Raw genomic sequence first — 12,741 nt, forward strand, 5'->3', positions numbered from 1 at the left:
TTAGAGCCCGCAGGAGCCCCGGTCGAGGTGGAAGTACCGGGCGTTGGCCCAACGACACAGTCGGATACCGACGGCCACGCCGACGATTGTGACCAGAGCGGGCATGTATCCGCTGGCCACCTGGGTGATCGGGATTGCCGGGCACCCACCTGAGATGGCCCAGCCCGTACCGAACAACACTGCGCCTGGGATCACTCCGGCGTGGATGCGCCCCGGGGTGCGGCGGACCCGTAGCAGAGCGAACACGCAAGCGATGATCACGACGGCGCCCGCGAAGGAGAGCAACATGCGCAGGTCCTGGAAGGTGAACATGCGGTTCAGTTCGGCGTAGTCGCCGAAACCGATGTTCGTGACGGTATAGCCGAGGGCCAGTCCGGTGATGATGTTGGCCAGCAGAATCGCGCCCCGGGTGCGCATCAGATCACCTTCCACAGGAGGAACGACACCCCGACGGCGGTGCCGAAGAACACCGCGGTCGCGACGATGCTGACCGGGCGTAGACGGCCGCAGCCGCTGAGTCCGTGCCCGGAGCTGCATCCGCCGGCCAATCGAGTGCCGAAGCCGACGAGCACACCTCCCACGAACAACAGGGCGACCATGGTGATCGGATTGGCGGTGACCAGGTTCCGAAAACCCGGGCCCATGTCGAAGCGGAGGTGGAACCGCCCAGAGGTGACTGCGGCGATCAGTCCGCCGAGGAAAATCGACACCAGCAAGGCAGCCTGGGTGACCAGAGGGACCGGGCGCAGACTCGTGACCGAGGGGCCGTCACCTGCAGCCGGATCGAGTGGTTGTGTTTCCCGGTACGGAGGCTGCGGCATGGTGGGCGCGCCGGGGCCGGTTCCGAAGTGTTCCGCGGTGGCCACTGCGAGCGCGTCGGCGAGAGCGCGATCGTCTTCGAACTCCTCCTCCGTCCGCTCGAGCTGACGTTCGCTGCGCCAGTGCAACACGCGGTCCCACGCCGAGGAGACCCCGAAAGACCGATCGGTGGCGAGGGTGTAGTTGATGGTGACCAGAGCGAGCCCGACAGCGCCCGCCCACCAGGGCCAGTAGGAACTCATGCGGGGCCTTTCATCCAGTCGGCGAATCGAGCCCACCAGCCGCGCGGCGGGCCGGATGCTGGGCGCGCGTGTCGAGCGAGGCGGTCTGCAGGCTGGGGAAACGGTGCGGGTGGCGACGGTTGGTAATGCCCGACCGGTTCCGGCGGAGGGGTTGTTGCGAAAGGGGCGGCCATCTCCGGCGACGTGGTTCCCGGTTCTGACCACTCAGGTGGCTGGCCTGGTCCTGGCTGGGACCAAGCCGCGGTCTGCGAAAACCAGGGATTGGGTCCTGGTGGCGGGGCCTGTCGGGGTGCCTGCGTTGGGGTGGCCTCGCCGGGCCGGCTCTCATCGGCCGCGGGTTCGAGGTGCCGCGCGCGGACTCCGTTGGGCAGCAGGCTGATCGGCACGCGCTCGCCGGTGAGTGACAACTGGTAGCGCGCACAGTCGTGCCACTGATTCTCGCTGTCGCAGTAGTACTTGCGCCAACCTTGCAAGCTTGCCCTGAGTAGGGGGAAAAGGGGGCATGTTGCGGCGTGCGGGCAACCCACGTTGCTCCCTCCTGACCGGCGCACACCGCCCGTTCGGAGAGGGCGGCTGCCGTTGTCGGTTGTTGTCCTTGCCGCGCCCGGTCGACGATCGCAATACGTCGAGGAGTGCAGGCACAGCGCCGTATTTTGGTCCCCCGTCACCGCGTTCCGGCGTGATGCAACCATTGTTTCGGTATCCCGGGCAACCCCAGGGCGGTTTTTCAACCAAACCACTTGACATTGCATGGTGGGCGTGAAAATTGGGCCTCTATTGTGCCGAGAAAGTGAAAGTCGGAGACGGCCAATGAAGATATTGACGAAGGGGAATTATGTGTCAGCGTGTCCTCTGCCGGACGTGTCGGAAGGTGACCTATGAGGGCTGCGGCCGCCATGTGGAGCAAGTACTCGCCGATGTGCCAACGGCTCAGCGGTGCATGTGCGAGTCAGCGAAGCACGGGCGCGCGCACCCACCGGAGGCGACGGCTCGATCGGCACAGGTGTCGACCCGACCGGGCGGGCCGCTACCACCCGCACGCGTTGCTCGACGCCAAGGAAGTTCATCGGGCTCGTCGAGAGGTGGTTGGTGGGCTCGGCTCGTCCATTGGGTGAAAAGCCCGGCCTGAGGTTGTGGCGTGAGAAGGTCAACTGCGCCGGCTTGAGGCCCAAGACGTCCGTTATGGATGATCTCCGCCCTAGGGGGGGTGGCCGCGTTCCCTGGTCGGCGGGGACGTAGCGTCAGCGCATGGACTTGCGTATCACCGCTGAGGAGGAAGCGCTCGTCTTCCGGCTCGCGGAACTCCTGGACGCCGGCACGCGACCGCGGGAGGCGCAGCTCGTCGAGGAGCTGGGCCCGGATGTTCGGCAGCAGCTCGAAGGGCTCAAGGCGAAGGGGTGGATCCTCGTCCTCGAGGCTACAGGCGGGATGGTGATCACCGATCTCACCGGGCCGACGTGGAAGGCCGTCAGCAGCCGCCGCGACGTCGGCTGGTAGCGGCCACCAAGCAGCGTCTGACCTCGCCACATTCCTAGGCATCCCCGAAACCGACATCGAGGACGCCCGCTGACCACCAGACGTTCTGTGGAAACAGTTTCGTCAAGTCCGCCGAGGGATCTGAGCGGCCCCCAGCATGCCGATCAAGCCTGGCAAGGACGACCTGGGCGCCCTCTACGAGAACCGCTGACCGAGAACCGCCTATCCCGGCGAAACATCGGCCCCTGCCCGCGGTTCGCGGGCAGGGGCCGATGCGCAGCGCGGGGCGTCAGAAGGCGCCGGTGCCGTTCGGAGTGCCGAGTCCGGTCGGTCCGTCGTAGCCGGGGCCGGCCGTGCACAGGTAGTTTCCGCAGGCGCCGTTCGAGCCCGACGTGACGTCGTTCAGCGCCGAGGTGTGGCTGTACGGGTATGAACCGGCCATCACGGAAGCGGTGTTGCCTGCCAGCGCGTACACGCTCGCGATGATCGGCGACGAGGCGCTCGTGCCACCCACCTGCACCCAGCCGTCCGCGCCCGCGACGGCCCCGAGCGAGATCAGCAGGTCACAGTAGGAGCTGGTGCCGCACGTGTTGTACGTGTCGTAGACCGCGACGCCGGTGTTCGGGTCGGCGACCGCGGACACGTCCGCGACCGTACGCTTGGCGCAACCGGTGTCGTGCTGCCAGGAGGGCTTCGCCTCGTACGCCGAGCAGCCGGACCCCGCACCGCTCGTACTGGTGGCCGAACCCCAGGCAGTCTCGCTCCAACCGCGGGAGTTGGACGACTTGGTGAGTGACGTACCACCGACGGCGGTGACGTAAGGCGAGGACGCCGGCCACGACACCCCGTAGCCGGAGTCGCCGGAACTGGCGGTGGCGGCGATCCCCGGGTGGTTGAAGTGGCTGTCGTCCGAGGTGATGGTGGAGTCCTCCGCGCCGCCCCAGCTGTTGGAGATCGAGACCACGCCCGAGGTGGCGGCGGCCTGGTCCTCGGCCTTCATCAGGTCACTGGTGTTGGCCGAGTTGGCCTCGACGAGCTGGATGTGGCAGTCAGGGCACGTCGCCGAGACCATGTCGAGGTCGAGGCTGATCTCCTCGGCCCAACCGGCGTCAGCGGACGGCAGCGACGACGCCTGCCCGTTCTGGTTCACCTTGCGGAAGCAGCCGTTCGCCGTCGTACAGGCCGACAGTCCGTATGCGCTGCGGTACTTGCCGAGGTCCGCCTCGGCGGACGGGTCGTCGTACGCGTCGACGATGGCCACGGTACGGCCGCCGCCCGACGTCCCGCCGAGGTTGTATGCGGAACGCAGGTCCGACGGCACGTACCCGGCCGTCGTCGGCGACCCCGTGGTCAGCGGCGCCAGCAGGCCGGACGAGGTGCGATGTGCCCGCATCATGCCGAAACAGCGCGCCTGCCCCGCGTGCGCGGGGTGGGCGCAACCGAAGTCGAGCACCGGCGACGAGGCCGCCCGCGCAGGAACCGCGGCCTGCGCGGCACCGGCGCCGACCACGCCTCCGGCCAGCACGGTGAATGCGACAGTGATGAGCCCGGTCAGCAGGGCTGCCGCTCGCCGGGCACGGCGTATGTGAGGAGAGAGGCGGCCATCTCTTTGCGCAGAACGTTGTTCCATCGAGCCTCCTGAAAGTCGTGGGGCACTCGTGGGGCGCCGTGCACGGCCGGCCGCCCGGAGCGGGCGGTCGCATCGCGGCAGTTGGTAGGGGTCGCACGACAGTTGAATTTGAGTCAAGTTCGAGGTGCTGCCACCATGCAGTCGCCGCATGCCACCGTCAAGAGCATGTCAACCCCAACACCCCGCTTTTGCTCATGCAATTGCGGCGTTTGACCTTCGCATGGAGATCGACCGCACACTCGGAGCAGATGCCACGCCCGTCCATCTGCGGTCTGGCACTTGGCGGCATCAGGCGATAGGCCAGCGGGATGAGCAGCGTTCAGCACCTGTCGATAAGGACCCTGTAGCGGGACCGACCGTGGGCGCTCAACTAGGCATGCCAGCCCCTATGCCCGTCTAGCCACCATCGCCACCTTTCACCAGGACGATGATGTCGCCGTTGAGTGTCCCTATGACCGTGTATCCCAGGGAGGTCATCAAACCGGAGACGGCAGCCCGCACTGCAACCCGCATGCCGTCCCTGCAATCACCGCCAGGCTGGTCAGCAGCCAGCGCGGTGAATCCGTCAGACGTCGCCCACGCGACCAGCACCCCGGCACGGGTCTCACTGACCCGGAGACCGGGCGTCAGGCGGTCTACTTGGCCAACTACTTCAAATCCTGCCTGGCTCAGAGCATGCCGGACCTGCGCGAAAAGCTCAGCCACCTCACACGACACATCCCTCGCCTGCCCGCAGCCGGTCCCTTCATGCCCACCCGCGCGGGGGGCCTCGTGAACGATCTGTGACGCTCACGAGATCAGCACCACACAGATGTGTTGACCTCATGGCAACAGGCGGTCACCCGTGACACTTGAAACCCGCGTTGCGCTGGAGAAAGTGACCCCCGGACGTGGGTCGCGCCGACTGCCCCCAGGGGGAGGAACGCGGGCGGCATCGTGCAGGAGCAGGGCCGTTTGCCCCCGTGACGGGTCCGCCCCTGCACGCCTCTTCCGGAGAACGGGGCAACTCACCAAGCCGAGCCGATCACGTCTGACCAAGCCGCTTGTCTGCCGCCGGTAGGCGAGACCGGGAGGACCGGCCACGAAGCCGTGAGGGGCAGGACCGCGACGCCATGAGAGGCATGGTCGCGAAGGCGGGTGGCTGAATAATGACCGCCATGATGAATCAACTCGTGGCCGGAAGCTACCGACTCGAACACCCCCTGGGGCGCGGCGGTATGGCAACCGTGTGGCGGTCCAGGGACGAGGTGCTGGGTCGTGCCATGGCGGTGAAGCTCATGGCCGAGGGGGCGCTGCACGACGCCTCGGCCGTCGAGCGGTTCCGTCACGAGGCGAACACTGTGGCCGGTCTCGGACACGCGAACATCGTCACCGTCTTCGACGCCGGCGTGGACGGGCATCTGCCCTTCCTGGTGACGGAGTTGATCGAGGGGGCCGACCTCGGCTCGCTGATCGCGCGCGGGCGGTTGCGGGTCGAGTACGCCGTCACGGTGGCGGACCAGGTGTGCGGGGCGCTGGAGACCGCGCATCGGGCGGGGGTGGTGCACCGTGACCTCAAGCCCGCAAACCTGCTCATGAGCCCGGACGGCACGGTGAAGGTGGTCGACTTCGGCATCGCCCGTACGGCCGCGACCGCGCGCGCCGGGCTCACGGCCGTCGCCACCGTGGTCGGCACCAGCGCCTACATGGCGCCCGAGCAGGCGACCGGCGCCCCGGTGGACGCCCGCGCCGACCTGTACGCGCTCGGCTGCATCCTGCACGAGATGCTCACCGGGGAGCCGCCCTTCACGGGTGAGGACCCGATGGCCGTCCTCTACCAGCACCTGCACCAGCCGCCGCGGCCGCTGCGCGGCATACGCCCGGACGTCCCCGCGGACCTGGAACAGCTGGTGCTCGACCTGCTGGCGAAGGACCCCTCCGACCGTCCAGCCGATGCAGGGGCCGTGCGCGAGCGCCTGGCCGGTGCCGGTTCATCCCCTGCACTCACCACCCTGCCCATGCCCGCCGCTCCCGAGGCCGGGGCCCACGGGATTCGCCCCGAGGCAGTAGGGCGTCGGGGCCGGGCCACGGCGCGTCCCGACCGCCGAAACCGGCGCCGGCTCGTCCTGCTCGGCGCGGCGGTCTTCGCGGCGCCGGCCATCACCGGCTATCTGGTGAACTCGTCCGGCTCCCCCGACGCGAACCAGGCCGCCGACCCGGCACCGTCGGCCAGCGCGCCCACCTCCTCGGCGCCCGCCACCGCGGCTCCCTCGCAGACAGCGTCGAGTCCGTCGACCACCGCCACGGCAACCCAGCACCAGGGAACGGTCGCCGATGTGCAGAGGGTCGTCACCACGGAGCAGCTCAGCGGTGTCCTGGCACGCGACGCCGCACAAGACCTGCACAACCGGCCCAAGGAGATCGCCAAGCAGCGCGCCAAGGGGCGTACGAACGACGCCGACCACAAGATCGAGGACCTGCGGGGTCGCCTGAACAGCCTCCAGCGCACCGGCAAACTCACCGCCGCGGGAGCCCCCCGGATCACCGCCGCACTCGACGCGCTCGGCTGAACGGCCGTGCGTAGGCGAGCTGCGGCCGGTGTGACCCCGGCTTCTCGTCGGTCGAGCGCCTGATCGACGGCGCCGGGGCTGCGGTGCAACTCCGGTGAGCATGGCGTGCCGGGCAGAGAGCCGAGGAACGGCTGCCCGGCAGTTGCCAGATCCGAGCAGTGCCGCATGCGGCGTCGTCGGCTCAGTCGGGCAGCCGCACGTTGTCCCACTTTGTATTGCGCTCCTCCCGCACACCGCAGGATCAGCGACCCCAGCCGCTCCCCGGAGCGGTACTCGCGCCCCCCGCGCCGTGAATCTGCACGTCGAATGCCCCAGCCACAACACTTCGGTCGCGGGATCCACACAAGAACACGCCAGACGACGCCCGATTGATGTGGAGCGTCAAGTTGGGAGCTCCTGCGGCGATACCAGCCATCCCCGGGCCCATGCAGCTTGTAGAGAAGCTGCCTTCAAATCGTGGTCATGTCTGCACGGATGCGAAGACCGCGCCTCTAACTGCCCTGGTGGGAGCGTCGTTTGACTGGATGCTCGGCGTCCTCCGTGATTTCATCCTTTGCGCTGCCGGGTCGCGCGAAGGTTCCTGGAACTGGACGTCGCGCGCCTGCAGCCGCGGCTCGCCGTTTGTCCCCACATGAGCCGCTCCCCTTACCGACATTCATACGAAGGGAAGTCTCACCATGAACTCCGCTCCCCAGGTTCAGACCATTGAGATCTCCGACGCTGAGCTCGACAACGTCTCCGGCGGCCTCAGCCCGCACGTCGGCGTCATCGCCGGGCCCACGGCAGTCAGCGACTCGGATGTCCTGGCTCAGGTCGACGCAGTCAAGGGCGAGGCCCTGGGAGCCGCCAGCCAATACCACCAGGCTGGCGTCTTCGTCTCCTTCTGATCGGTAGCCTCCCGCTGCTGAGCCGTCAGCAGTTGTCGACGATGCTGACCATGAAGCGCCCTTCCTCGGCCCCAGACGGGGCCGAGGAAGGGCGCTCATGAGGTTCCCCTGCTGAGCTGGACAGCCTGATACTGGGACGGAAGGTCCCAGGGGCAGCAGTTCCAGGCAGTGAGCAAGAAGAGCAACACGAGCAAGCGGTACACGGCCGATCTTGAGCGCCCAGGCCGGCCCTTGCGGGCAGGGGCAGACCCGTCACGGGGGAATACGGGCCTGCCCTTGCGCGACGGCGCCCATACCTTCCCCAAGGGGGCGGCCGCCTCGACCCACGTCCGGGGCCATCAGCTTCAGCGCCCTGTGCGACGTCAATGTCACGAGTGACGGGCGATCTCCGCAAGATCAACACCCTGTGACGTCGTCCACTTGCGTACATCGCAACCGGGTCACACCCCCTCCACACCAGCCATGCGCGGCGACAGCGTCCCGAAGGAGTCCGGGACGCCGCTGGTTCCCGTCCCCGAACCGACCCTCACACTGTCCTGCGGTGGTGTGCTACCCGACGCGGGGCCGCTGACCACCGGCAACGGCTGGAACACGATGGGCGCATCCCCCTCCACAACTGCCGCTACTCGGCGGTAATGTCGCAACCCGCCGGAAGCACAGGACTGGCGGGTGAGTGCGAAGGGGCCCTCATGGCGACGGACATGCCTGCGGACACAGCGGCCGCCGACGAGCGTTGGCAGCGCATGTGGAGCCATCGCGAGCAGTTGCTCAAGGTGGCCCGGCGGCGATCCATGAGCCCGGAGGACGCCGAGGACGCCGTTCACGAGGCGATGCTGCGGGCCGCGGAGCGTCCGGACCTCGACGACGAGCGGCTCGGCGCCTGGCTGACGACGGTGACGATGCGGCTGTGCGTCGACCGGCACCGGCAGGTCAACCGCGAGGCCGAGGTGGGCAGCCGCCCCTCACTCGTCGCGCCGGGCCCGGTACCCGTCGAGGAGGCGGTGTGCGACCAGGCCGAGGCGAAGTGGCTCGCCGTGCGCAGCGGTGAGCTGCCCGCCCGGCAGGCGGAGGCGCTTCGGCTGAGGTCCGAGGACCTGGACGTGAGCCAGGTCGCGGTGCGGATGGGGCTGAGCTACCGGACCGTCGAGTCGCTGCTCGCCCGAGCCCGGCGAACGCTGCGCGCCTCGCTGGCCGGGACGCTCGGGCTGGTGCTGTTCCTGGTCGGGCGCGGGCGGCTGCGCGGGGGCGGCAATGCGCAGGCGGTCGCCGTCACCTCAACGGCAGCGACCCTGGTGGTGGCGGGGTTCGTGCTGCCGTACGCGCTCGACGCGGGCGGAAACGGGAACGGTCCGGCGCCGCGGCCGGCCGTGTCCAGCGACGCGCGGGTCCTGGGCATCGAGACCACGGGCCGAGGGCGTGCCCCCAGGACGCCCACCCCCTCGCCCCCGGCGCCCGGGGCCTGGGGCCTGGGGCCCTCACCCACCGGGGGAACGTCCCTGCCGGTGCCCGTGCCGTCCCTGCCGGACGTGTCCGCGCCCCCGCTCCCGAAGCTGTCAGCGCCGCAGGTGTCCGTGGTGCCGAAGGTGCCGGGCCTGCCGACCGCCGTGCCGGACCTGCCGACGAGGTCGGCCGCCTCGTCGGTCCCGTCGCTCCCCTCGGCCTCGGCCGTACCGGCCGCTCCGCTCTCCGTCCCCGCCCCGAGGACGCCTTCGCGCACGCCGTCGCCGAAGCTGCCGTAGCGCCGGACGGCGCGGCCGCTGCCGAGAACGCGGTAAACCGTAAGCGGACGGTCGTCAGCAACTGCCTTCGGTACGCGGTAGAGCGGGAGTTGCTGGTGACCCTGCCTCTGGGCAAGGTCGACTGGACCCCGCCCGAGACTGACGACGAGATCGACTTCCGGTTCGTCCCCGGCCCGAAGCTGGCGAAGGCACTGATCAACGTGGCCGGTGAGCAAGGCGCACGGGGTCGGCACCTACAGGCGTTCATCCGGCACGGCACCCGGTCCTGCTACCAGCCCTGCCCGTGCTGCCAGGATGGATCCTTGTAATCGCCTTGGGATGGGCCGGGTTGCTGGGGGACCTGCCACTGCGCCTGCTCGGCCGGTGCTGGCGTCCCCCATGTCACGTGCTGCTGCGGAACACTCCAGCCCTGTTCCTGGAGCTGCCCGGGCGGCAGCGGCTGCTCCTGAACGACTGGTCGACGCGGGGCGGCAGTGCGGGCGAGCGCGACGCCCTCCAACCTCATCAGTTGGAGTGTCTCGGTGACCTTCTTGTCAGAGTACGGATCCTCCTCCTCGAAGATCTCCGTCACCTCCGCCTCGTCGCCGGCCACGGACACCTCGACGCCGCCCTGCCGGGTGCCCCAACTGCCCTTGCCCAAGGTCAACAGGGCGTAGAAGCGCAGCGGGGTCAGCAGGAACAGTTGGATCAGCCCGTACAGCGGGGCCAGCAAGAACATGCCGAACCGCTTGACGAAGCCCATACCGCGGCGCGGGAAGTCGAGGTACCGGACGTTGCGCAGGTACCCCATAAGAATCATGAAGACGACGTAGTCGCCGACGTGGTGGAAGAACGAGGTTGGGTGAAGGATCGGCAGGACCAGCAGCGAGTAGAGCATCGCCGTGCCGAACACCAGCCACAACCCCAGTTCCATGCAGGTCAGCCAGAAGGCGGGCCGGTGCTTCTTCTGGTGTCGGAAGGCCCACAGGGACTCGCGGAAGAACGACTTATTCCAGCGGACCTGCTGGCGCAGAAAGTGCGGAAGCTTCTCCGGCACCGCCGTGTAGCCGACGGCGGTCTCTTGGAAGACCACCCGGCCCTCCATGAGGCAGTAGTTGGTCATCCGGCGGTCGTCGCCAAAGACGGCCGGTTTGCCCAGGAACTGCTGGTTGAGGAAGTCCGGGAGGTACTTGCGAACCAGCGTGCCTCGATAGGCGGAGAGCGCGCCGCAGCAGCACAGCACGGACTTCAAGCGCGAGTACGCGGCCCGCTCGAAGAGGAAGGAGTTGCCGTATCTGAGGTCCTGTAGACGAGTGAAGATGTTGCTGTCGTGGTTGAGGGCCAAGACCATGCCGGTGGAGGCCATGACGCGCTCGTCGGCCATCGGGATCAGGAGTTCGCGGAAGGTGTCCCGGGCGAGGACCGTGTCCGAGTCCACGCACAGGAAGATGTCCGAGTACGGAGCTGCCTCGAAGCCCCGGGCCAGCGCCTCGCGCTTACCCTTGTTCTCCGGCTGCACGCTGACGGAGTACTTGACGCCATGGGCTTCGAACTCACGGCGCATCTTCTTGGCGACGCGGATGCCGCCGGGGTCCGCGCTGCAGTCGTCGATGATGTGGATCTCGTTGGGGAGCCGGCTCTGCGCGAGGAGGCTGCGCAGGCCCTGCTCGAACATCACCGGGTCCTCGTTGTAGATGGGGATGACTGCGGTGACCCACGACTGATCGAGGTATTCCAGTTCTTCTCGTCCCGCCTTGGCTGGACGGTAGAAGAGCGCCATGAACATCTTGATGGCCAGCAGGCCCATGGCACCGATCGTGTACAGGTGCAGGGAACCGGCGTCGAGCCGTGTGAAGATCAGTGCGGCGAGGCCCAGGAAGAAGAGGTACGACACCTTCAGATGTCTGCGTCTGCGGTGTTTCTGCCGGCTGCCGGACTCAGCAGCCCCGGGTATGTAGGTGTCCTCGGTAGTCACAGCTTGACCACCCGAGGGTGATCGGCGGACCGGCCGCGGGTGTCGAACAGCACTCGGGCACGGTCGGCAAGCAGGTCCAGGTCGATCTCCCGGTGAGCCTGGAGCAGAACGGTGAGGTCCGCTGTCTCGGCCGCGGCCAGGTAGTCGTCGATCCGCTCGACCGGCATCCCGCCGACGGTCCAGTCAGTCACGCGCGGGTCGAAGTAGACGAGTTCGGCGCCCCGTGCACGGAGGCTCTCGGCCACGGCGAGAGCTGGACTCTCCCGCTGGTCAGAGATGTCGGGCTTGTAGGTCACGCCGAGCAGCAGGATGCGCGAGCCTCGGACCGCTTTGCCCTGGTCGTTGAGCAGGTCAGCCGCACGGTTCACCACGTGCAGGGGCATCCGCTGGTTGATCTCTTGGGCCAGTTCCACAAAGCGGAATGGAATGCCGAGCGACCGAACCTTGTACGACAGGTAGTTGGGGTCGATGGGGATGCAGTGCCCACCGACTCCCGGGCCAGGGTAGAAGGGGGCAAACCCGAACGGCTTGGTGGAGGCGCAGCGGATCGCGTCCCACAGATCGACGCCGATCTCGCGGCAGAACATCGACATCTCATTGACGAGGGCGATGTTGACGTGGCGATAGGTGTTCTCCAGGAGCTTGGCCATCTCGGCCTCGCGGGTTCCCTTCGCCTCCACGACGCTGCCCACGAAGTGCTCGTAGAGGGTGCGTGCGGCCTTGGTGCATTCCGGCGTAACACCGCCTACCACCTTCGGCGTGTTTTCCAGACCGAAGCTGGAGTTGCCCGGGTCGATGCGCTCCGGGGAGAACGCCAGATGGAAGTCCTTGCCAACTTGCAGGCCGCTGGCCTCAAGTCGAGGACGTACGACCTCCTCGGTCGTACCCGGGTAGGTCGTCGACTCCAACACCACGAGTGTGTCAGGAGCCAGGTGGGCCGCGATGTCGTCGACTGCAGCGTGCACCGCGCCCAGGTCCGGAGAGCCGTGGTCGGTGAGCGGGGTCGGGACGCACACAATTACCGCGGCAGCGTCTGCGATGACCTCGGCCCGGTCGACCGCTTCAAAGCCTTGCTCCAGCATCGTACGAACGTCGGCGTCGGCAACGTCATCCACGTGCGAACGGCCGGAAGTCAAGCTGTCGACGACCCGAGGGTTGCGGTCCAAACCGACTACTTTCAGCCCTGCTGCTGCAGCGGAGCGGGCCAGCGGCAACCCCACATATCCGAGCCCCACAACGACGAGATCCACCCTGGTGGCTCTACTCACGACATCATCCCAACCCCTGGTCTGACGGCCGCAGCCGCGTACAGGCGCTACCTCGGTCCCCGAGGAACTGAACAAGATTCAGGAGGCTAACAAGACCTTCACACTTCAACCACATTCCTTTAATGCTCCTTTAAGGTGCCCCATCTCACTTCAAGTGCGTACAACTTTCCGCCTTCC

The 12,741-nt window shown here is 67.7% G+C and carries 11 protein-coding genes; 5 read left to right on the forward strand and 6 right to left on the reverse strand.

Annotated elements, in window-relative coordinates; all coding sequences use genetic code 11:
* Complete coding sequence (locus AB0L95_RS04110; RefSeq protein ID WP_365156590.1) at positions 1 to 417, reverse strand: YeeE/YedE thiosulfate transporter family protein; 417 nt, start codon at positions 415 to 417, stop codon at positions 1 to 3.
* Positions 417 to 1,061 carry a YeeE/YedE thiosulfate transporter family protein gene (locus AB0L95_RS04115; RefSeq protein WP_365157728.1) on the reverse strand — a complete coding sequence of 215 codons (645 nt, stop codon included), beginning with the start codon at positions 1,059 to 1,061 and terminating at the stop codon, positions 417 to 419. Before AB0L95_RS04115 ends, AB0L95_RS04110 begins: the two co-directional genes overlap by 1 nt.
* A gap of 1,248 nt (positions 1,062 to 2,309) precedes the next feature.
* On the opposite strand from AB0L95_RS04115, the gene AB0L95_RS04120 reads away from it, so the two are divergent.
* Positions 2,310 to 2,558, forward strand: a complete 249-nt coding sequence (locus tag AB0L95_RS04120; RefSeq protein ID WP_365156593.1) for a hypothetical protein — start codon at positions 2,310 to 2,312, stop codon at positions 2,556 to 2,558.
* Positions 2,559 to 2,826: 268 nt separating this feature from the next.
* Here AB0L95_RS04120 and AB0L95_RS04125 read toward each other — a convergent pair whose 3' ends face one another.
* Together AB0L95_RS04125 and AB0L95_RS04130 are read right to left on the reverse strand one after the other, a co-directional pair.
* Positions 2,827 to 4,167, reverse strand: a complete 1,341-nt coding sequence (locus AB0L95_RS04125; RefSeq protein ID WP_365156595.1) for a S53 family peptidase — start codon at positions 4,165 to 4,167, stop codon at positions 2,827 to 2,829.
* Between the two features lie 396 nt (positions 4,168 to 4,563).
* A complete protein-coding gene (locus AB0L95_RS04130) occupies positions 4,564 to 4,872 on the reverse strand; it encodes a hypothetical protein (RefSeq protein ID WP_365156598.1) in 309 nt (102 codons plus the stop codon).
* A 452-nt stretch (positions 4,873 to 5,324) separates the two neighbouring features.
* Here AB0L95_RS04130 and AB0L95_RS04135 point away from each other — a divergent pair, with 452 nt between their 5' ends.
* From AB0L95_RS04135 to AB0L95_RS04150, 4 genes are all read left to right on the forward strand, one after another.
* A complete protein-coding gene (locus AB0L95_RS04135; RefSeq protein ID WP_365156601.1) occupies positions 5,325 to 6,716 on the forward strand; it encodes a serine/threonine-protein kinase in 1,392 nt (463 codons plus the stop codon).
* 677 nt (positions 6,717 to 7,393) lie between these two features.
* A complete protein-coding gene (locus tag AB0L95_RS04140; RefSeq protein ID WP_365156604.1) occupies positions 7,394 to 7,603 on the forward strand; it encodes a hypothetical protein in 210 nt (69 codons plus the stop codon).
* A 689-nt stretch (positions 7,604 to 8,292) separates the two neighbouring features.
* Positions 8,293 to 9,342, forward strand: coding sequence for a sigma-70 family RNA polymerase sigma factor (locus AB0L95_RS04145; protein WP_365156607.1), 1,050 nt, complete (start codon positions 8,293 to 8,295; stop codon positions 9,340 to 9,342).
* Between the two features lie 95 nt (positions 9,343 to 9,437).
* Positions 9,438 to 9,650 carry a hypothetical protein gene (locus tag AB0L95_RS04150; RefSeq protein WP_365156609.1) on the forward strand — a complete coding sequence of 71 codons (213 nt, stop codon included), beginning with the start codon at positions 9,438 to 9,440 and terminating at the stop codon, positions 9,648 to 9,650.
* On the opposite strand, the gene AB0L95_RS04155 is transcribed toward AB0L95_RS04150, so the two are convergent.
* Positions 9,611 to 11,296: a glycosyltransferase gene (locus AB0L95_RS04155; RefSeq protein ID WP_365156612.1), complete on the reverse strand. Its 1,686-nt coding sequence runs from the start codon at positions 11,294 to 11,296 to the stop codon at positions 9,611 to 9,613. The two genes, AB0L95_RS04150 and AB0L95_RS04155, sit on opposite strands and share 40 nt — an antisense overlap.
* The gene (locus AB0L95_RS04160; protein WP_365156615.1) at positions 11,293 to 12,546 is read right to left on the reverse strand and encodes a nucleotide sugar dehydrogenase; all 1,254 of its coding nucleotides are present in this window, start codon (positions 12,544 to 12,546) and stop codon (positions 11,293 to 11,295) included. The genes AB0L95_RS04155 and AB0L95_RS04160 overlap by 4 nt, the downstream gene beginning before the upstream one ends.
* Positions 12,547 to 12,741 lie beyond the last annotated feature (195 nt).

The organism is Streptomyces sp. NPDC052036, from assembly GCF_040680495.1.
Lineage (GTDB): Bacteria > Actinomycetota > Actinomycetes > Streptomycetales > Streptomycetaceae > Streptomyces.